Origin of the sequence: Leptospira abararensis, assembly GCF_016918735.1 — a bacterium.
GTDB classification, from domain to species: Bacteria; Spirochaetota; Leptospiria; order Leptospirales; family Leptospiraceae; genus Leptospira_A; species Leptospira_A abararensis.
In genome coordinates, this window is sequence record NZ_JAFFPR010000055.1 from 1 (window position 1) to 20,774 (window position 20,774).

17 protein-coding genes and 1 pseudogene are annotated in these 20,774 nt (G+C 39.2%); 12 read left to right on the plus strand and 6 right to left on the minus strand.

The window, feature by feature from the left end; translation table 11 throughout:
* Positions 1 to 60: 60 nt before the first annotated feature.
* Positions 61 to 1,041: pseudogene (locus tag JWG40_RS16165) on the minus strand (amino acid permease); the annotation flags it as partial.
* Between the two features lie 271 nt (positions 1,042 to 1,312).
* On the opposite strand from JWG40_RS16165, the gene JWG40_RS16170 reads away from it, so the two are divergent.
* The 10 genes from JWG40_RS16170 (at position 1,313) to JWG40_RS16215 (ending at position 13,069) form a co-directional block, all read left to right on the plus strand.
* Positions 1,313 to 2,131, plus strand: coding sequence for an LA_0442/LA_0875 N-terminal domain-containing protein (locus JWG40_RS16170; RefSeq protein ID WP_205286811.1), 819 nt, complete (start codon positions 1,313 to 1,315; stop codon positions 2,129 to 2,131).
* A gap of 15 nt (positions 2,132 to 2,146) precedes the next feature.
* Positions 2,147 to 2,959 (plus strand): hypothetical protein, encoded by an 813-nt coding sequence (locus tag JWG40_RS16175; protein WP_205286812.1) that lies wholly within the window; start codon positions 2,147 to 2,149, stop codon positions 2,957 to 2,959.
* Positions 2,960 to 3,070: 111 nt separating this feature from the next.
* Positions 3,071 to 3,895 (plus strand): carboxypeptidase-like regulatory domain-containing protein, encoded by an 825-nt coding sequence (locus JWG40_RS16180; protein WP_205286813.1) that lies wholly within the window; start codon positions 3,071 to 3,073, stop codon positions 3,893 to 3,895.
* A 145-nt stretch (positions 3,896 to 4,040) separates the two neighbouring features.
* Positions 4,041 to 4,556, plus strand: coding sequence for an Ig-like domain-containing domain (locus JWG40_RS16185; RefSeq protein WP_205286814.1), 516 nt, complete (start codon positions 4,041 to 4,043; stop codon positions 4,554 to 4,556).
* Between the two features lie 150 nt (positions 4,557 to 4,706).
* Complete coding sequence (locus tag JWG40_RS16190) at positions 4,707 to 6,314, plus strand: TPM domain-containing protein (RefSeq protein WP_205286815.1); 1,608 nt, start codon at positions 4,707 to 4,709, stop codon at positions 6,312 to 6,314.
* A gap of 142 nt (positions 6,315 to 6,456) precedes the next feature.
* Complete coding sequence (locus JWG40_RS16195; RefSeq protein WP_205286816.1) at positions 6,457 to 7,395, plus strand: hypothetical protein; 939 nt, start codon at positions 6,457 to 6,459, stop codon at positions 7,393 to 7,395.
* A gap of 145 nt (positions 7,396 to 7,540) precedes the next feature.
* Positions 7,541 to 8,047, plus strand: coding sequence for a DUF1993 domain-containing protein (locus JWG40_RS16200; protein ID WP_408611543.1), 507 nt, complete (start codon positions 7,541 to 7,543; stop codon positions 8,045 to 8,047).
* A gap of 5 nt (positions 8,048 to 8,052) precedes the next feature.
* Positions 8,053 to 8,259: a helix-hairpin-helix domain-containing protein gene (locus JWG40_RS16205; protein ID WP_205286818.1), complete on the plus strand. Its 207-nt coding sequence runs from the start codon at positions 8,053 to 8,055 to the stop codon at positions 8,257 to 8,259.
* A 256-nt stretch (positions 8,260 to 8,515) separates the two neighbouring features.
* Positions 8,516 to 11,911: an FN3 associated domain-containing protein gene (locus tag JWG40_RS16210; protein ID WP_205286819.1), complete on the plus strand. Its 3,396-nt coding sequence runs from the start codon at positions 8,516 to 8,518 to the stop codon at positions 11,909 to 11,911.
* 420 nt (positions 11,912 to 12,331) lie between these two features.
* Positions 12,332 to 13,069 (plus strand): nuclear transport factor 2 family protein, encoded by a 738-nt coding sequence (locus JWG40_RS16215; protein WP_205286820.1) that lies wholly within the window; start codon positions 12,332 to 12,334, stop codon positions 13,067 to 13,069.
* 11 nt (positions 13,070 to 13,080) lie between these two features.
* Here JWG40_RS16215 and JWG40_RS16220 read toward each other — a convergent pair whose 3' ends face one another.
* From JWG40_RS16220 to JWG40_RS16240, 5 genes are all read right to left on the minus strand, one after another.
* The gene (locus JWG40_RS16220) at positions 13,081 to 13,905 is read right to left on the minus strand and encodes an SDR family oxidoreductase (RefSeq protein ID WP_205286821.1); all 825 of its coding nucleotides are present in this window, start codon (positions 13,903 to 13,905) and stop codon (positions 13,081 to 13,083) included.
* A complete protein-coding gene (locus JWG40_RS16225; RefSeq protein ID WP_205286822.1) occupies positions 13,902 to 14,852 on the minus strand; it encodes a fumarylacetoacetate hydrolase family protein in 951 nt (316 codons plus the stop codon). Before JWG40_RS16225 ends, JWG40_RS16220 begins: the two co-directional genes overlap by 4 nt.
* A gap of 17 nt (positions 14,853 to 14,869) precedes the next feature.
* A complete protein-coding gene (locus JWG40_RS16230) occupies positions 14,870 to 15,982 on the minus strand; it encodes a VOC family protein (protein ID WP_205286823.1) in 1,113 nt (370 codons plus the stop codon).
* A complete protein-coding gene (locus JWG40_RS16235) occupies positions 15,979 to 17,589 on the minus strand; it encodes an FAD-dependent monooxygenase (protein ID WP_205286824.1) in 1,611 nt (536 codons plus the stop codon). The genes JWG40_RS16230 and JWG40_RS16235 overlap by 4 nt, the downstream gene beginning before the upstream one ends.
* A 283-nt stretch (positions 17,590 to 17,872) precedes the next feature.
* A complete protein-coding gene (locus JWG40_RS16240) occupies positions 17,873 to 18,523 on the minus strand; it encodes a TetR/AcrR family transcriptional regulator (protein WP_232369436.1) in 651 nt (216 codons plus the stop codon).
* Between the two features lie 221 nt (positions 18,524 to 18,744).
* Between JWG40_RS16240 and JWG40_RS16245 the strand changes: the two genes are divergently transcribed.
* Entirely contained in the window at positions 18,745 to 19,656 is a 912-nt protein-coding gene (locus JWG40_RS16245; protein ID WP_205286825.1) for a hypothetical protein, read from the plus strand.
* A gap of 284 nt (positions 19,657 to 19,940) precedes the next feature.
* Positions 19,941 to 20,705 (plus strand): helix-turn-helix domain-containing protein, encoded by a 765-nt coding sequence (locus JWG40_RS16250; RefSeq protein WP_205286826.1) that lies wholly within the window; start codon positions 19,941 to 19,943, stop codon positions 20,703 to 20,705.
* Positions 20,706 to 20,774 lie beyond the last annotated feature (69 nt).

Below are 20,774 nucleotides of genomic sequence, written 5' to 3' on the forward strand. Positions count from 1 at the left end.
GAACTTATCACCATATCCGCATTAGGTGCCTGTGGGATGTATCTTTTAAGTCTTGTTTCTTATTTTGTTTTGCGGAACCAAAGAACCATAACTCAGTTTAGAAAGATAGGTTGGTAAATATCCTTCTTTCGACATGGCGTAAATCAACCGGGAGTTTCCCAAAATGATTCCGAAGAGTGATGCTACAAGCCCAAATAAACCAATAAAAGTAAATACAAAAGGCCAAATCAAATCACTACCATATAACTTCTGCAACACATAAGACAATGGATAATCCAATTCAGCAATTTCTTTAATATCAACAACGGAAGCTGTAAAAACAAAAATGAGGCCCGCCAAACAGAGTAAAGTAAAAATCCCGGCGGTATATCCAATGGGTATGTCGCGTGCTGGATTACGAACTTCCTCTGCTGCTAACGCCACTCCCTCTACTGCCAAAAAAAACCAGATAGCAAAGGGGATCGAAAGAAAAATAGAATGAAAGGACATAGAACTGACTTCAGGAAATTTTGGAATGCGTTCAAAGGTTACATGAGGCCAAAGAAAGGCCAGATAAAACAAAAGTCCAAATACAGCGACAATCGTAACTAAAAGTTCAAACCGAGCCGTTTGTTTGATTCCGGTTAGATTAATTAATAACAACAAACAGAACATAACGATACCAGCACCAAATGCTGGTATAACGGGAAAAAGAAAATGGATGTAACCTCCAAGGGCCGAAGCAATGGCAGGTGGTGCGAGTAAAAATTCCACAAGGACTAGATACCCAGTGATCAGTCCAAACAAATCACCAAGTGCCCTCTTTGCATAAGCAGATGGACCACCAGACTGAGGAATGCTTGCCGCAAGTTCGGTAAAACAAAGGGCAAATAATACATAGAAAGTGGCAATCCAACCGACGGCAAAACTGAACTCCCAAAAACTGGCCTTGGACCAACCGAAGTTCCATCCAAAGTAGTCGCCAGAGATTACTAACCCCACAGCAATGCCCCATAAATGGACAGAATGCAGAACTTTATGCATTTTTTGATCCTCTTTCATCCTACCTCTTTGTAACATCAATGGTCATTATAAAAATAAAAACATCAGCAAATAGAATCCCTATAAAAAATGCAATATACTAATTTCTTTGCCCTGTCATAGGCAAGAACTTTGCAGCCTCGATTGAAGGATGTTTGGCGGACTTAAAGCCTGACCAGATCTTGATCACCGAACATTTATTGAAGTATTTCCACAAAACAAGAAAATTCGGTATTGCAAATGATTCTAATTCCTAATATTATAGGGTAAATACTAAGAACGGACCTAAAAAATGCGAAACATCTATTCTAGCCTAATCATACTATTATTTGTAATTTTTCCTTTAAGTGCAGTACAAACCATTCTTCTCAAACAAGGCAAATCCATCAAAGGGATTGTGACCAACCAAAACGTAGATAGTGTCGAAGTGGACACACAAAACGGAAAACATATGGTCATTTCCAAAAAATCCGTTTTGAAAATTATTTACAAAGATTTAGCGGAATCCGAGGAAGAAACGATTCGTAAAGAAGAAGATGAAAAACGAAAACTTGAAAAAGAAAAAGCCATAGCAGCCAAACAAGAAGAGATTCGAAAACGAAGAGAAGAATTGACACGACAAGAGTCAGAAAGAAAAGCAAAACAAGAAGGTGGTGAAGTAGTCACTCATAGCCTTCGTGATTCCTTTGTCCTTGGTTCCGTTGCCGATGGAAATATGATCACCCTTGCTCCCGACTCTGCAAAATGCCAACCCTTCCAAGAGTATCCAGAATACTTTTGGTTGTTTGGTGGTCTAAGATTCAAAGAACCTGATTGGAATGTTCTCCTTCCAAAAGACAATCGTCCCGTAAGAATCAAACAAACTTCTACTTGGACAGACATGGCTGTTACCCTACTCGGTGGATTTCTCATCACAGTCACTCGTAAAACGATTGTAGTCGATGTTTGTGATGGAAGTGGATACCGTATGGTTTCTGACTCAGAAATCAAACGCATCAAAGATGAAGCAGTAGAACAAATCAAAACCGAACAAGAACTGAGAGAAGCTGAAGAAAAATACGAATTAGAACAGCTAGAAAAAGATTTAGAATCTTTAAAGAAGAAGAAGTAATAGAGTAGAGATCCAATGAAACATCTCCATCGCTTACTAAAACTCATTCTAATAACCTTCGTCTTTCTGTTTTCGACGACGAACTGTTACTTCAACCCTTTAGTGAATGACTTACTCAATCCCAAGGTAGAAGAATCTGACTTGTCCGCATTGCTTGGATTAGCTGGCGGATCTGGTGACTTAGGAATCACTGTTAGCATCACAGGCCAAATCAAAAGATTAGGAGTTGCTCTTGAAGGTGTAGAGATCAAGTTAGCGAATTCCTCTTTTTCAACAAAAAACCAAACCAATTCTTCAATTACTAATGCGGCAGGTAGGTTCTATCTAAATATTCCAACGGGATCACCTACTTTACAATTTTCTGATGCAGGTACGATTGTAAATGTCCAATTAGGGATTACTCCCTTCTCTGCAACGGTGATCTCTAGTGATAATCTGGGTTACCAAATACAAAGTCTGGATGTGTTTTTCATTGGGGTAGAACCTCCCGTTTATTTGGAATTGGTGTCTTCTGTGCCGTATGAAGGTTTGCTGATTGATGATAGTAACTATAACAATCTGATTGGCGGTAGTTTTAAGTTTAAATTCTCTGAAGATTTGGAGTATCCATCTAATCCACCCCTTTGGGTTGCCGAAAATTTTATAACCTATCCACCCATGACTTTTGAATCTCCCAGTATTTCCAAAAACGATGTAACCATCATGCTCAGTAGCTCGCTAAGTCCATTGCCTTATACCATCACATTGAATTCTGGGATCAAAACAGCGACAGGGAAATCGGTCAGACCAACAACGATCCAATTTGTAGTTGGCCCTTTAGGATTATAAGATAAGTATTCCAATGCAAGATCTGGCCCATCCATTGAAAAAACAAAATGCCTTGGGTTGTTGTTTCATTTATGTAGGAAAAATATTCTAAAAATAAAAGGAGAGTCATCTATGAAAACGCGAAACCTCAAGATCCTTTTCCGAATATTCTTCCTTCTCCTATTTTCTAACTGCTACTTCAATCCCTTGGTGCAACCCATAGTCAATCCAGAAGTGACAGAAAAAACAAATCCGTTTTTAGCACTCTTAGGATTGTCAGGGGAATCAAACCTTCTTATCACTGGTCAGATTCTTGATCCCAATGGGGTAGCCTTGGAAGGTCTTGTTTTGGTTCCATCGCCAACATTGATTCAAGCCAAATCAACACTACCACCTTACGCTACTGATGCGGGAGGAAGGTTTTATATCCCTTACCAAACGGGTAGCTTTACATTTACAGTAATTCGTGATGGCCTATCATTTTTTATTCTGACTCTGAATGTATCTAGCCCTAGCCAAGTCACTGCGACAACTACAGACGCACCACCGGGACTGGAGATAATAAACCTAGGGACTATCAACATAAATGAAGCATTTAACTTTTTTGAGTTGGTAAAGGTATTTTATCTCGATGGCGAAATGAATGAGGTGAGTTTGCATAATGCAACTGTAACCAACTATTTCAATCAATTTGTTTTTAGATTTTCAGAAGCACCGATGCCTGCGTTGCCAACTGGCCCCTTAGTCACAGCTTGGATATCTCAAAATCTTGTTGTGTCTTCACCGATTTCCTTTGATAATTTTATGAATGTTTCAGAAAATACCTTAACGATAGCTCCATTGACTATACCCGGTATGACTGTTTACGAGATAACCTTAAAGCCAGGAATCTTTTCTGCAACCGGGAAGCCATTAACAGAAAGGACAATTCGATTTGATTATCAATATAATCCTTAATTTGGACATCAATAGGCTCCCATTACTACAGAAATTTCTTGCCAAACAATAGGGAATTCGATAGTATTAATGTCTTGGTTCTTTTCCCCAAGACATTAAGTTTCATTTTCTAAAACCCTCACCCCAACTTGTGGAGCCCATTCTTATGAACCGACATTCTAAATTACCAACTTCACTTGTTTTAGCATGTTTATGGTTTTTATTGGGGAATTGCTATTTTAACCCCTTGGTGCAACCCTTAGTGAATCCAGGAGTGGAAGAAGAACCAGATTCAGCAGGTGCTGGATTCATTGCCGCCCTTGCAACGCCTGCAATACCCCCATCACCGTATTTTTTTCTGGTAAGTTCGAGTCCTGCTGATGGACAAGATATTCCTAATACCTTGACCCAATTTTCTTTTACCTTTTCTGAGGAATTGGAAAATAATGCATCAAATGGAAGTGCATGGATCAGCGAAAACATCATTCAAAATGAATCGATTAACTTTGACACAACCGTAAATATTAGTGATCGAAAATTTGATCTTAATGTTAATTTCGGTTTGTATACTGGCAGAACCTACATTATTTTATTTGGACCTGGAATCAAAGTCAAATCAGGCAAAACATTAGCTCCCGAAACAAAGATCACTTTTACATGCACTACATGTGGGGGAGCATAAAGGAATTGCTTTCTTATTGAATAATATAATTTCATCTGTATCAGTTCCCTATCGTTTATCCCTCTCACGCCTCGAACCATTTTCTACATGGTAACGTCCTCCTTAACTCCGACTTGACAAAGAAATTAGGTCTCCTACTGTTTAGCGGTCGTGAATGCACCTTTAAAACTAAGACAAATCTACATCCTTAAATTTTTACTGACGCTAACAGTAAGCTCTTCCCTATTTACTTTTTCCTGTTCTCCTTCCCAAGAAGGGATCGACTCACGAGTGGCCCAGGTTCCCAATCCCAAAGAACTTAGGAATAGTTGGGTAGAAGACAGTGCGGGAGTTTTAACAGACATCGCAAGCATCGATCAAATGATCAACACAGAAGAAGCTTCCTCGGGAGTGGAAATCGCCGTGGTCACATTACCAACAATCGAAAGTTATGTGCCCAAAGATTTTGCTGTGGCACTCTTTAACCACTGGAAAATCGGGAAAAAAGATAAAGATAATGGAATCCTCATTTTACATGTGATCGACCAAAGACGTGTGGAAATTGAAATCGGATATGGGTTAGAAGGTGACCTTCCCGATGTAACTGTCAAAAGAATCATTGATACTTATACAATCCCTGCCTTCAAAGCAGACAATTTTCAAAAAGGGCATTGGGACACAGTAGCAGCACTGATCAAGAAATTGAACCACCCGGAACTAGAAGTAGACAAACTCCTTTCAGAAACAAACACTGTAGATGTCGCAGAGGCTGCGACTGAAGATACAAACCAACAAACTACAGTCGAAAGAACCGATTATTACGATTATCAAGGTAAAACATACACCCAACTTAGTGAAGAAGAAAAACAAACTTTGGACAGAACCATTGATACTTACAATACAACATCCAATTATTTTTTAAATGATGAAGAATCTAGATTGTGGGCTGAAAAAACTAGCGAATTAGAAAGAATCGAAAAAGAACAGAGCATCCGATACAGACAGTATTTTATTTTTGCCTATATCTCGATTTTTATTCTATTACATCTTTTGCAAAGAATCGTTGTATGGATCATTCCCTCACCGACCGCAAAATACCATATAGTTCACAATACAGACTTCCCCTTATTTTATGGTCTGATCATAGCTCCTGTGGTCTTTTCCATTACCATACTCTCGCAATTTCTAGATGATGCTATTTTCCCAGTCTCCATTTTCTTAACCATTGCCTTTATCGTGATTTATGCAATCTTTTGGGGTGACTTACGATTACGTAAGTTAAGCGAAAGACTTTTGAAAATTAGAAACATTCCGAGAAATTGCAAAAAATGCGGAACGAAGATGACAAAACTTTCGGAAGAAGAAGATAACGTCCATTTGTCGAAGGGTCAAGTCTCAGAAGAAATCGTAAATTCCATAGACTATGATGTATGGGTCTGTCCAGGATGCGCGGCCAATGCCATCCTAAAATTCCCGAGCATCAATCCTGAATATATTTACAAAGGTACATCCTTTCGAAAAATTAAGGCCTGCCCCGAATGTAAGTTTGAAACCTTTGTTTGTAAATCAAGTAGAATCATCAGTGAAGCTACCTATAGTAGTTCTGGATCAGTAGAAGTGAAAAGAACATGTGCCCATTGCAAACACAGTGCAGTTGAATACGAAACCATTCCCAAAAAACAAAAAAGTAGTTCCGGTGGTTCTTCTGGAGGAGGTGGTGGTGGCGGAAGTTTTGGTGGTGGGTCCTCTGGAGGAGGGGGAAGTGGTGGCAGTTACTAAAGAGAACTAAAACCAAGAGTTTCGATTACAACCGAATTTGAAGAAAAAATATAGTATTTATCCCTACTTAAAAATTTCTTCTTTTTCGGAACCAAACATACATTCGCCTATTCGATTTTGATACCAATTTAGAATATGGTTTATGTTCCATTTGCATAACCGCAAAAACAAACATTCGTTTGTTTCTAAAAAGCATAATTTTTACTTTTTTTTGCTTTGTTTCCTTGTAAGCCCATCACTTTGGCCCAATGAAAATAGTGCTCCGCTCACGATTCTTGATAAAAAAGGAAACTGGACTATCCAGTGGGGTTATAACAGAAGTTACTATACGCAAAGTGATATTAATTTTCGTGGTCCTGGTTACGAGTACACACTCAAATCAGTAAACGCAAAAGACAAACCAGAGTCTTTTAGGGCTGATGTATACTTAAATCCCTCCAAATTTGAGATTCCGCAATACAATTTGAAGGTTAGTTATTTCTTTACAGATCGATTCTTTTTGGCATTCGGTCAAGACCATATGAAGTATGTAGTCACCCCGGGCCAACCGGTAAAGTATTCCGGTTATATTGATCCAGGTGTCATTGCAAAAAACCAACTGGCTTTATCACCTGAAGCTGCACTTTTTATCCTTCTGTTTCCGAACCATGTACAAGAGATGGCTGGTTACCATGGTGGAGACCAAACTATTTCGCTAACTCCCGATATTTTAAAGTATGAACATACCGATGGTTTAAATTACCTTTTTTTAGATTTCGGATGGATCACCCCTCTTTATACTTCATCTGATGGATTAAGTGGTGTTAGTTTGGTATCTACCATCGGCGGAGGGCCAGTTGTATGCCGAAGCGATGTACGCGTGTTAGGCAAAGGTCAAAATAATAACTTTCATCTCTCGGGATATGGAGTGTCTGGATATGTTGCCACTCGTTATGAATTTTCTAGAACTTACTTTTTAGAATTAGGTGGTAAAGGTGGATATATTGACCTAACAGATGTCCTCACAAGTGGTGGTTCCAATCGTGCCTCTCAAAATTTTGGATTTTTAGAATTAGTTTTGTCTGGCGGAGTTTCCATTTAGAATTTTCCCAATATTGACTTTGGTCTTAGCGGCCAAAGTTTGATCATTTTTATATCTTACCAAATCCACAAGAACCCAATTCTCCTTCAATTTATTAGATTGATTCTACATTGTCATCGATTTGAATAGAAGAATGAATGAATCGATCGTATATGAAATCTCCGTCCAATCGTTTAAAAGAGGGCTCGGGAATTTAACTAAAATTTTAGAAAAAGCAGAAGCCCATTCCGTTGCCAAAAAATTTGCCTTTGAGAACTTACTCAACTCACGTCTCTTCCCTGACCAATTCCATTTAACAAAACAAATTCAAATCGCTTGTGATACTGCGAAACTTTGTGTGTCTCGTATTTCCGGTAAAGAGGCTCCCGTTCAAGAAGATTCCGAAACTAATTTAGAGGAATTAAAACTTAGAATTGGTTCCGTGATCCAATATTTAGAAACTTACAAAGCAGAAGATTTTAAACAAGTTTCTGAAATCAAAGTATCTCAGCCAAGATGGGAAGGAAAATACCTAACAGGCTTTGAATACCTCACCAATCATGCCATTCCGAATTTTTACTTTCACATAACCACTGCCTATGCGATCCTTCGACACAACGGAATTGAAATTGGAAAAAAAGATTATTTAGGGGAGATGCCATTTAAAAAATAGAAAATATGAATCAGAAGAATGAATCACATTTTTTGGATTTCCTGGGAGCCCCCGCACAGAGGGCTCTTTTGAATGAACTAGGAATTTCACGATTAGAAGATCTCACTCGTTATTCTAAAAAAGACCTTCTTCGTTTGCATGGATTTGGCCCGAGTTCGATTCCTAAAATCGAAGAGACCTTAAAGAAAGTGGGAAAAAAACTAAAAGATTAATATAAAAGCCAACTATTGTTGGTTCCGCGCACACCTAACTTGCGAATTCCTTTCCCAGGATTTCCCTAAAGCCTCTCTTTCCATCACAACTGTTATCTTTTCTGAACCGTTAAAAACGGCGGAAACTAGATTTTAAAACACTTTTAGCGGTGCACTGCTGCTTTTTGCACAAACTAATGAAAATTAGTTGTCCTTGTTGGATGAAACCATCTACATTAATATTTTTGAATATTAATGCGAAATTTTAGGCACATACATGCGAATCCAAAAACAACTTTACCTTCTTTCTTTTCTAACCCTCTTCACAAGCCATTGTACCTTATTTGCTCCAGGAAACTCTGGGCAAGACTTTAGTCTCTTTGCCTTCTTATTCGGATTAGTTGGCGGTTCGCCTAGTTCTTCACAGAATTTAACTCCAGGTACCGCAGTCGACCTGTCAGGTGATGGAAAGCCGGATGGGACCTTAGTAGATTCCGATGGGGACGGGGTCTCCGATGGAATCAATCTCACCGGTGGCACAACACCGAACCTTCTCTTAATCGATACCAACGGAGATGGAATTCCTGATGCGGTCGATTCTAATGGAGACGGATTACCAGACTATTATATCAGTCTGAACCCACCAGGTTTTCTGACCACGGGGCCTGGCGGAACAGGAAATCCCGTTGTCATCATCGTCGATGGCAGCGGCAAGCCAATTGGATTTGATACCGATGGAGACGGAACTCCGAATGACATTGCGATTGTCTCAATCTTAAGTGATACCACTCCTCCAACCATCACTAGTTCTTTGTTAACTGGTATTTACTCAACAACACAAACCACAACCCTCGCTTGTGCTGACAATAAAGCACCGGGTTCCATTGTGTATACTCTAGATACATCGACTCCCGCTTTCTCTCCAAAGAATGGTGTGGTGATTGCCACCTCTTCCAAAGCCATTTCTTTATCCACGGAAGGATCCCATACTTTGAATGCAATTTGTCGGGACTTAGCGGGAAATCTATCTGCACCAATTAACATTGTTTATACGATCGATACCAAAATCCCAGCGCTTGCAATTGTAAGTCAGTCTTCATTAGCGATTAGTTCCCAAGCCAATGCCATAGCCAGTTCCACGGCTACTTGGAGATCTGACAGATCAGGATCTTTTACGGTTCGAGAAGGAAGTTCTTGTGATACGGGGACTATTGCGACTACGGGATCGGTCACTGCGAGTTTAGACCAAGGGTTTGTTCGTTCTCATACCCATTTTACTGGCGAAGGTACAAAGACCTACCGCATCTGTGTCACAGGAAGCAATGGACTGACGGGATTTGCCTCAGTCACTTTACAAAGAGACGATACAGCACCTATAGTGACTGCAAATCCAGGTGCAGGAAATTATGAAACGACAACTTCGGTTTCTCTTTCTTGTTCTGATACTGGCGGATCAGGTTGTGATCAGATCGCCTATGCTGTACAAGCTGGTTCAACGCCTGCAAACCCGGCCATCCAAGGAACTACGGGAACTGTTTCCAGTGGAACTTTATACACAGCCGCCATTGCAATGACCGATGGCTCTGTCACCTATACAAAGTTTGTGGCTCGTGACAAAGCAGGAAACGTTTCGAATGTCGATACGGCAAACTATACAGTGGATACTCAAGTCGCCACAATCACGGTCAACTCGCATACCGCTTCCATAAATGGAGTTTCAAATGTTTCCCTCAGTTGGCAAAGTTCTAAGGCAGGAACCTATCAAATCCGATTGGGCGGAACTAGCTGTGCGAATGGAACTACCCTCACAAATACTGGCTCCAATGCCAATGTAACCGGAAGCATTGTAGCAACCACCGACACATCCACTACGATTGCCAATACCCACTTTGTCGAAGGTGACAATACCGTCCGCATTTGTGTGGCAAATTTAATTGATAGTTTTGGATCCACCACTCGCACTACCAAGAAAGATACAACAGCTCCCGTCTTAGCCATGGCCTCACCCTCTGGATCAGGGCCCTTTGCTTCGGGAACCCAACTCCAACTCAGTTGTTCGGACACTGGCGGATCTGGATGCGATAAAGTCATCTACACTCTCAATGGCACAGAACCAGCGTTTGATGGAAGTGGTGCGATAACTAATGGAACTTTATATTCCTCGCCAGTAGCACTTTCCAATGGAAGCAACCAAGTAAAGTATTTGGCACGCGACTTGGCAGGAAACTTAAGCACAGTTGGGAACCAAAGTTTCCATATTGGTCCACCGGATGCCCCTACCTTTGTAGAAGCACAAGCTGGCGGAACCAGTGCAGTGGTTCAGTGGTGGCCGGTTACGGGTGCTAAAACGTACACAGTGTACTACGGAACAAGTCCAGGTGTGACGACGGAGTCAACAAGTTTTGGGCCAGTGACAGATCCTTATGCGACTGTTACAGGACTAAGTGGTGAAACACTATATTACTTTAGGGTGGTGGCGAGTAATTTGATAGGCAATAGTCCGATTTCTTTATTAGAATCATTTGCATATACGAGTGCGATCCCGCCGGGGACAAATTCGACAGGGTTACATGTCGATATTTCGGCGGGGCAAGGATTTGCATCAGGAGATTTTCCGAATGCATATATCGATAGGAAAAACCGAAAACTACTTGCAGTGACTTGGAATAATTTTAATAACTATAAACCTAGTCTATTTAGATGCAACCTAGACGGCACAAACTGTAGTCATTCTGATGTTTCCGCAGCCCAGGGGAATGGTTCGGCTAGTTTTCCTCATTACCCAGTTGGGGTAGTTGATGCTGTAAACGAAAAACTTTTGGTCGTGGTTCAAAACTATCAAAACAATAATAATAAATCTAGTCTATTCCGATGTAATTTGGATGGATCAGATTGTTCGCATATTGATATCTCGGCAGGACAAGGAAGTGGTTCCGGAGGTACTCCTCATGCTGTAATCGATCCTTTCGATAACAAGTTACTTGTAGTCACTCGAAACAATACCAGCAATTCTAAATCTAGTCTATTCCGTTGTAACCTAGATGGTACTAATTGCTCTCATACTGATATATCAGCAGGACAAGGTACTGGTTCTGGTTATAATCCCTATGCAGTGATTGATGCTATAAATAAAAAGTTACTAGTAATCACTCGTAATAATGCAAATAATAATGAACCAGGATTATTTCGATGCAACTTAGATGGAACAAATTGTAATTACTCAAATATCTCGGAAGGACAGGTAACTGATCCCCAACATGGCTCACATGCAATTGTCGATACTATTAATAAAAAGTTGCTCGTTGTTACACGCAATGCTTTAAATAACAATAAACCTAGTCTGATTCGCTGTAATTTGGACGGAACAAATTGTACGTACTCAGATATTTCCGCAGGGCAAGGAAGTGATTCTGGTTTATTTCCTCATGTGGTGATTGATATGGTAAATAGGAAACTTCTAATTGTGACTCGAAGCATTCCAAATAACAACAACCTAAGTCTATTCCGTTGTAATCTAGATGGCACTAATTGTACGCACTCAGATATTTCCGCAGGGCAAGGCAGTTATTCTGGACAATATTTAAGTCCAGTAATCGATCCATTTAGTGGAAAACTCTTAATCGTTACACGCAACAATGCCAATTCCAGCAAACCCTCCCTCTTCATTTGGTAACCAATTCCACACCAGGGATCGGTAGGGCTTGGTCTCACACGACTTGGGTGAGACAGGACAGCGCACCCCGGAGGAGCCCAATCGGTTTTGGATTCAATGTCGATCACCTAACTGATTCGAGGCGCACAGAACTTTTGATCCTGTCTTAGAGCAAAACTGATTCAGTGAATGAAAAGCCAAAAATTAGATTAACCAAATTATCCCTTTCAACTCGATTCAAGAACCAAAAATCCCATTCATCCTTCCGATCCCACCTTTATCATGTTGACTTTATTTTCATTATTGAGAGAACTATCAATAATGAAAAACGTTCAATTATAGGATTTTATTTCTATAATCCGCTAACAAGTGGATTTAGGTTTTGCCTCGGATAACCACTACCTAGTCCTTGGATTCTATTGTTAATTTCTCATAAAAAATATGGATAAGACTGTTATGGATATTTTAAACCAATATAGAAAAAGAGGGTTCCTCCTCACGGCTTTGTTTCTAACACTAATCCTTAACACATCAATCTTCTCCCAGAGTGAAAATTTCACTTCTGTTTTGGCGAAATCTGAAATTGCCACAAATGTTTCCTCGTTTTCTTATCGAGACCAAGCCAGGTGGGCCGAGCTGCGAGACCTCTTCACTCAGGATGCAAAGATATCGATCAGTTGGTATGAGGGAACCGTGGATGGTTTTGTAGAGCGATCACGTCGCATGGTAGAAGAAGGTGCACCTGCCACCAAACACTGGATCTCCTCACCAAGAATCACCGTTTGTGGCAACCGTGCCTTAAGCGAAGCCGATGTCATCATCATGATACGTAGCAGTGCGGGACCGATCGATCTGGATGTAACCTCATACACAAGGTTTTACGACCAATTTGAGTTGGGAGATGATGGTATTTGGCGGATACACAAAAGAACCGGCATCTACGAAAAAGATCGTATCGATAGTGTTAGTCCCTCTTTTTTATTTTGGGTTACTTACCTCTTTATGCCTCTCGGCAAATACCCGAAAGAGTTTCGCCATTTAGCCTTTGGATTGGAACGTAATGGCCTTTCGATTATGCCGAACGTTGTCACGTCTGGTAGCGAAAGGGAGCGGACTCTGAAACAAAAAGCCTGGGAGTGGAGCGGTTGTTCTGCGACCTTAGATGCAAGACAACCATAAATAAAAAAGGGTCAAACCACTTTTGCTTTAGCGATCACCTTAGAAAAAAATCTAGGGAAATTTTTATGCAAAAAGATGGCAAATTTTTCCTTGGGCCTTGCTATCACCGATTCCAGTTTGCCAGAAACAATGGCTGAAAGAATTTGATTGGCACAAGTTTGAACATCGATCCCCTCCTCGATCCCTGGATCAATCTTTCCATGTTTGGAACCATCTCCCGAAAAAGCGTTTTCTGAAATTTTTGTTTTGATGAATCCAGGATAAATCAATGTTACTTTTAGATTTTCATTTATGTTTTCTGCTCTGAGTGCTTCATAAAAACCAGTTAATGCAAATTTAGAAGAAGAGTAACCCGTTCGAAAGGGAACACCGAATTTTCCAGCAATACTTGCAATACTTACGATATGACTTTCTTTTTTATCTCTAAAATAGGGTAGAACTGCCAAAGACAATGCGATATTACCAAAAAAATTAATATTCATGAGTGATTGGTAGGTGGAAACAGTAGTTTCATGTGCCAGAGACCTTTGGCTAATTCCTCCATTATTGATTAGAATATCAATCCGTCCAAATTTTTGAATTACCAAAGAAGGTAATTCATTTAACATATTATAATTTTCTAAATCAAGAGGAAGAACCAAAGAGTTTTCTTCTTTCCATTCAGACTCATCTCTTACTCGGATTAATTCATCTTTTCGTCTAGCGGATAGAACCAAGTTTGCACCGGAATTCTTTAGCGAATGAACCAAAGCCTCACCGATTCCTGATGAGGCTCCCGTGATCCAAACCACTTTGTCTTTCCAAAAAGGATATGTTTTTCCTTCTTGAAATTTCATGATTCTTGAACCACCAGTAATTCCTGATCACCTAAATCAATTCTGCGATCTGCAGTTCGGATGGAAGATTTAATTTTATCTCCAGGTTTTAGATACTCTGATCGTTTCAATTGCCCAGTAATAAACAATTGCCATTTCTTTTTCTCCGGAAGGAGGGCCCCAATTTTTTGTAATAACTTTCCAGGGGCTCGGAGTGCACAACCAGAAGGTGTTCCCGTAAGGAGTACATCTCCTGGATTTAAATTGCAAAAACGAGATAACTCTTGGATCGATTCAGCCGGTGGAAAAACCAAACTTGAAATGGTATCATGTTGTCTGACCCTATCGTTTACGAGTAAGGTAAGTTCTAAACTTCCTAAAAGTGAAAAATCGCCTTCCTCTAAAACGGCAAGGACTGGTCCTGCCGGTAAAAAACTACGGTATGATTTTCCTTTGTACCATTGTAATTGCGGGAGTTGTATATCTCTTGCCGAAACATCATTTGCCATAAACAAGGCAGATACATATTCAGAAATATTCCCAGAATGAATCTCCACAGGACGATTGATTGTTTTACCAAATACTAACCCTAGTTCGATTTCATAATCTAATAGTCGAACCTGCTTTGGGCGGATCACTTCTCCTATTGGTGGAGAAAGAGAGGCATCGGATTTTGTGAAAAATAAATTATATGATTTTTCGTCAGGATCCAATCCTGATTCAATCAAATGTTGTCTGTAATTGGCCCCTTGGCAAATGATTTGGCACGGGGCTGTGATTGGTGAGAGGATCTGAACTTCTTTCAGTTGATACACAGGAGAATCTGGCAAAACAGGTTTTGCCTTTATGAATTCTAAAAATTCACTTGTGGTCAAATCTCCAATACCCAGTGGAATCGCTTTCCCATGTTCAGACTTAGCCCAATCGATTTTTTGATCCTTCTCAAAACGTATATAATTCTTAGCCATATAAGATTCCTTTAGTATTAGTATTTAATCCAATTTCTAGGAGAAATTTTCATCGTTTTTTGGAGTGACAGTAAAGTATCCATGCTAATTTCTTTTCCAGAAAAAATCCCTTTTAATAGTTCTTTTAATTTATGAAAAGATAAAGTTAAATCCAGAAAGTTTTTTGGCATGTCTTCCCCCCATTGGTACAAACTTTTGCGGTTAATCCAATGATATCCTACGGGAACTGTTTCATCAAACTTATCTCCGTCTGAATAATGTTCTACGAGCATTCCGGTAGGATCTCTGTGGTAATCAAAAATCTGACTTCCTAAAAGATGCCTTCCAATTCCCCATGCAGATTTCCAACCTTTTCCCAGTAACCATTCTCTTCCTTTCGCAACTTCATCTAAATCTTCCAATTCAAAAGCACAATGTTCCAATCGATCATCAATTCCATTAGCAATAACGATTGTATGGTGGTCAGTAAGTTTGTCTCCTAAGTTACATCGTAAAAAAACGATTACAGGTTCTTTGAATCCAGGAAGAATTTGAATGTCGGAAGGAATAAGGCCAAACGTATCACAATACCACTGAGCATTTTTTAAAAATTCCTGTTTTAGTAATACGGCATGTCCTAATCGAATAACCTTTGCTGGCCCTGACTCAAAGGGATGTGGCAAATTAATCCTTTCTGTTTTACCCGGTGCGTTCCAAAATTTTTGCCCATACAATTCCGAACTCTTTAACTCTTCAAAAGCCTCAGAGAATACTGCGTCCACAGAAAGGCCGGATGGATCGCTTAGATTGACATACGGAAAATCTCCGAATCTTCCCGATGGAAAAAACTTGGCACCTTCTAAAGTTTTAAGTCTTTCAAATTCTTCCTTCGAAGAAATATAAAAACCCAAGCCAAGTAAAACATCTCGTTTATTTTTTTCAATCGACCAACAAGGAAATCTTGAACTATGGCCATGGAACAAAATTCTTTCTTCTGTTTTTTCCAACAATGAAAGGCCAAAATCAAGATAGTAGCGGAGGGAAGACTTTAGGTTTCTTCTGCCTAATCGAATGTATGCGATATCTTTTGCTTTACTCAAAGGACTGTCGGCTCGCACAGGACAGGCAGAAGGAAATTGTTTTTTTTTCATAACTTGGAACCTAAGTATATTTGCGAAAAATCTTGAATGGCCTTGTTTGCATTTTCAGAAGAAAAAACAGAAACTACAATTCGATCGGGGCGAACGATCGCAAACCTTTCCATACCACCGAAAGCAGAGAAAAAGACGGAAGTTACATCTTCCGCATCAGGTATCAAGGAATCCGATTCTAAGGCAGTTTGTTGCGTTGCCATGTATAACATTTTTCCACCCATTTGTTTCCATAGTGATAAGGAGTGAGAATCTAAAATAGAACTAGGGTGTTTGCCAAACCCAACCAAATAGAGAGTTGGCTCAAACAAGTCGTCTGATAGCTTCCAAGACCCATCATTTAATTTAACCGGTGTTTGCGGAAAAATAGTCCCTGGTGTTAAGACACTTTTTGAGAGTTTGAACCTTTTTAAAAAAAGACCATGGTTGAACGAATTTTTTGGTCTAATCCTTAAATCCAATAGAAAACGTTTAAGCGGTGTATAATATAAAAATTTAAAAACAATATCACGAAAGATCGCTTTCAACTTACTTCTTGTCATAATGACAGAACCTAAAAGAACTGCTAATCGTATTGTTTTGATCGTATGTGGTTTTCTTTCTATATGATAACTGGAAAGTATTTTAGATGATGCAGAATTCTTTAATACAGCAGCTACCTTCCAAGAAAGATTAAAACTATCTCTCATTCCACTCACCAAACCTTGTCCTGCAAAAGGAGGTGTTAGGTGAGCAGCATCTCCAAGTAAAAATACTCTCTCCTTACCCATACAGTCTACAACTTTTGCTTGAAATCGATACACTGCGATCCTTTGCACTTCCATGGTAGAAACATCTCCCCATGGTTTCATTAGTTCCCGAACCTTACTTGGCTTTTCCATATCTTCTCTTCTCTCACCATTCCGAAGAAGAAATTCCCACCTCTGCGAACCATTCGGACCTGGCACATGGGCCACTGGCCTTTTCGGATCACAAATAAATTCAACTTTATCCAATGTTTTAGGAGTTTTTGCCACATCCAAAATGAGCCAGTCTTCCTTATAGGAAGAACCCTTCAAACTCCAACCTTGTTTTTCTCTTACCCTGCTATGAGCTCCATCACAGCCAAGAAGATAACCCGTTGTTACCTTACAACCAACTCCTTTCCAACTAACATCAATTATTACTTTTGATTCTGATTCGGTATGAGAATTATATGTGCATTCTGATAAGAGACGGACATGAGGAAAACGTTTTAAACCGTTTCTTAAAATTCTCTCCAGTTCGGGTTGGTAAATAGAAACAAGATTTGGATGACCATCAAACGATCCAGCTGAATTGATTTTTGCAAAAATTCCGCCAAAAGGAGAAATCATTTCGATGGAGGAAATCGACGGCATACATTTCGAAATCACTTCTCCAAAACCCGCTGCCTGCAAAATTCGTAGGGCATCCTGATCCAATGAAATGGCTCTAGGGATCTCCAAAATTTCAGGATTTTGATCCACCAAAAGAACAGGAATCCCTTGTAAACCGAGGAGGTTGGCAGTAAGCACTCCCACTGGCCCTGCACCAATGATTACTACATCAGGAGTCCCTATATTCTCTAAATTGATGTCTCTTTCCATAAATGAAAAATATACTTATTTTGAGAGATTTATCAATTATGAATATATTGTCAATTACATTTCTCTAGAATGCCACACGATTTAAGGTAATTCCATTAATTTGCAATTTTTGATGGTATGTCCTGGATAAAGGGTCGAAGTCAGCCCGTATTTTGTGAATATGGAAGTTTGTATGATTAGAGAGATTGTGTTTTACAGGAACGAGAAGGGATCTGCGGATAAATTCCAATTCGATCGGAACTGTTTACAGGTGAATTTTCCCGATTCGATTTTGATTCTATTCTTATTTCCAGGCTTTCTCATAGGCTCTTTGGCTAATATTTTTGGCGGAAGTTTGGGAAATGCCAAAGGCTTTTAAAACTAATACAATCATATCAACATCATGTGACTTATGATTGGCTCTTCCTTCCAAGATATTTCGAATTCCATAATGAATTGCACCCACATACAACCCTAATGCCGAGTCTTCTGAATCAATTGTAAATTTTCCAGATTTAACTGCTTTCTTCAAATCTCTTAAGGGGTATGTGCGAAGAATTTCACTCATCCGGGGAGCCACGGAGGCAACTCGAATCAAAGCCCAAGCCCAGTCGGAATCTTTGCGGGCCCTTTGAAGAAAAAGGATAGCACCAAATGCCAATCGGTCTACTTCATTCTGAATATCAGACATCAATCCTTCTGCTTCCGCTACCATCCTTTCTGCCAAAACTAACGCAGAAGCATCCAACAACTCATCTTTCGTTTTAAAATAATTATAGAATGTTCCGTTTGCAACCTCCGCCTCTGCAGCCACTTCAGCAATAGAAGTTTCGCCTGCATCTTTTACAGCAAACAAACGTAACGCTGCATTCATAATTTGGGCGCGGGTTCTTTCCTTTTTAGGAAGTAAGGGTTTTCTAGATTTCAGAGTCACCATCTTCTCTATGAATTTCATCCGAGATGTAATCAACAACTACATTATTGAGAGATAACTCATTTTTTGTGGACCGCGCAGAGGGCCCTTGTGAAGGAAATTGTTATCGAATTGAAAGGTTGACACTTAAACTAGCCTTCGTTATAGTATCTTTTTTAGGTTATGTAATATTTTAAAAGGATAATACGTGTTATAAGATTAAGCCAATGAAAAAGGCAATGTCTTAGATTTCAAAAATACTTATGAAGCTAAAATCCGTAGTCTGTATCTTTCTAGTATCCACCGCCATCCTAAATGCAGAAGAAACCAAATCCAAACTGGCCACTTTTGAATATGGGTTAAAAGCTCAAAACATAACTTATTTTCCTTATGAAACAAACTCCAGTCTGAGACAATCACAAACGAATTTAAAAAACAACAAGGACTTGGCATATTTGCCATTCTTTAAATATAGAAATACAAGTAATAAAATTGGTTTTGAGTTTGATATGATCGATGTAAAGCTCAACAACCCATATTACAAAGGTGTCTTTTTCGGTCCAAATGCCTCACCAACCACATTCACATATGGAAATGTGCAAAGACAAGAATTCCGGTTTAATTTTTTCTACTTACCTTTAGAGAATGAATTATTCTATTTCGGTCTGGGAATATTAAAGATTGATCGATTGTATAAAAACCAAAACTATGATGAGTTTTCAAATATTTACTCTGACAAAATCAATTCCTACGGAATTTTATTGCCACTCCGAAGTAAAATCAAATTTGTTGAAGGGTTGGAGTTAAATTTAGGTTTTGATCCTTATGTGACCTATGGAAACAGGAATTTTGTAAATCAACGAGTCAGTAGCATAACATATTATGAAAATAGACCTGGCCCATACTTTTATCTTTCCAAAACAAATCCAAATAACATAACAGAAATTTTAGGGTTCCAAGCAGAGATCTCACTCTCTTATCAATTTTATGAAAATTTCAAACTTTATGTTGGCTTCAGTAGAAACCAATCAAAAATTCGATCCATTAACTTTAACCAAACGAACTATTCTTATATAGGTGCGATAAATCAACTAATCGTAACGAGTGAATATTCTTTTGAAAGATTAATTGATACACACAGTTCTATCTATTTTGGAATTTCGAATATACACTAAAGAAATTCATTCATCGATAGAGCCAATTTACCATTTAATACAGGAAGAATTTGATTTGTTCAAAATCTTTCCCTGCGCCATGGGATCTGTAGGGCCTGGCCTGCCGAAGGCAGGCGGGAGCGTCAGCGCACCCCGGAGGAGCCCGGTCGGTTTTGAAAAAATAATCTTCACCTAACCAATTCGAGGCGCACATACTTTTAAAGTTCAGGCCATGGCTCTTCGAAACAATTCACAGGAAAATCCTTTACAAGGGATCCGAATGAGTTTCATTGGAATCAATTCTCATGAAGCCGATTGTCATCGAATACAAACCTGGGCCGCAATTAATTCGTTATGTGGAGAGTTATCTTTTTATTCAATGTGACGAAAGTTTTAGTAAATCGATCGTTCCGCACCATTCTTTTGTGCTGACAATCAAACTCAAAGGAAGTCATGACTATCATACCCATTCCGATCGGAATCATTTGCCAACAATCTCTTTATCAGGACTTCGTAAAACGGTAAAACACAACACACTATCAAGAGGGACTGAAATCATAATTGTTAAGTTTCAACCATGGGGTGCTTTTTCGTTTCTCAATAGACCGATGTATGAATTGAATGAGATCGGCATTTCCGGATATGACTTATTTAACAAAACAGATCTAGATGAAATACATTCACGGTTACAGGAAACAAAGGACAATTGTTCCAAGATAGAACAACTTGAAAATTTTCTATTGAAGGCCATTAAAAATCAAACAATTGACCTGAGGATCATCGAAGCGATTTCACAAATGAATTTAACCCAAGGTAAAATCAAAATCCAAGAGATTGCCTCTTCTGTAAATTTAAGTATAGATACTTTCGAAAAAAAATTTAGAGAAATTACGGGAGTTACTCCCAAAAGAATTTCATCAATCATTCGCATGAGTTCTGCGATTCGAGCAATTCCAAATTACACTTCTTTTACTAGACTAGCTTATGATCTTGGATATTTCGACCAATCGCATTTCATTAAGGAATTCAAATCCTTTACTGGGCAAACACCAACACAATTTTTGGCTTAAAAAATTCATTCTCCCTGATTTTTTACAATCGTTCTTTTGAAAAATCCGCTATAAAGTTCTAATACTTAT

Excerpts from the sequence above, each read along its gene's own strand:
- JWG40_RS16170 (WP_205286811.1), top strand. The coding sequence starts at position 1,313 with ATGCGAAACATCTATTCTAGCCTAATCATACTATTATTTGTAATTTTT.
- JWG40_RS16175 (WP_205286812.1), top strand. The coding sequence starts at position 2,147 with ATGAAACATCTCCATCGCTTACTAAAACTCATTCTAATAACCTTCGTC.
- JWG40_RS16180 (WP_205286813.1), top strand. The coding sequence starts at position 3,071 with ATGAAAACGCGAAACCTCAAGATCCTTTTCCGAATATTCTTCCTTCTC.
- JWG40_RS16185 (WP_205286814.1), top strand. The coding sequence starts at position 4,041 with ATGAACCGACATTCTAAATTACCAACTTCACTTGTTTTAGCATGTTTA.
- JWG40_RS16195 (WP_205286816.1), top strand. The coding sequence starts at position 6,457 with ATGTTCCATTTGCATAACCGCAAAAACAAACATTCGTTTGTTTCTAAA.
- JWG40_RS16205 (WP_205286818.1), top strand. The coding sequence starts at position 8,053 with ATGAATCAGAAGAATGAATCACATTTTTTGGATTTCCTGGGAGCCCCC.
- JWG40_RS16210 (WP_205286819.1), top strand. The coding sequence starts at position 8,516 with ATGCGAATCCAAAAACAACTTTACCTTCTTTCTTTTCTAACCCTCTTC.
- JWG40_RS16215 (WP_205286820.1), top strand. The coding sequence starts at position 12,332 with ATGGATAAGACTGTTATGGATATTTTAAACCAATATAGAAAAAGAGGG.
- JWG40_RS16220 (WP_205286821.1), bottom strand. The coding sequence starts at position 13,905 with ATGAAATTTCAAGAAGGAAAAACATATCCTTTTTGGAAAGACAAAGTG.
- JWG40_RS16225 (WP_205286822.1), bottom strand. The coding sequence starts at position 14,852 with ATGGCTAAGAATTATATACGTTTTGAGAAGGATCAAAAAATCGATTGG.
- JWG40_RS16230 (WP_205286823.1), bottom strand. The coding sequence starts at position 15,982 with ATGAAAAAAAAACAATTTCCTTCTGCCTGTCCTGTGCGAGCCGACAGT.
- JWG40_RS16235 (WP_205286824.1), bottom strand. The coding sequence starts at position 17,589 with ATGGAAAGAGACATCAATTTAGAGAATATAGGGACTCCTGATGTAGTA.
- JWG40_RS16240 (WP_232369436.1), bottom strand. The coding sequence starts at position 18,523 with ATGAAATTCATAGAGAAGATGGTGACTCTGAAATCTAGAAAACCCTTA.
- JWG40_RS16245 (WP_205286825.1), top strand. The coding sequence starts at position 18,745 with ATGAAGCTAAAATCCGTAGTCTGTATCTTTCTAGTATCCACCGCCATC.
- JWG40_RS16250 (WP_205286826.1), top strand. The coding sequence starts at position 19,941 with ATGAAGCCGATTGTCATCGAATACAAACCTGGGCCGCAATTAATTCGT.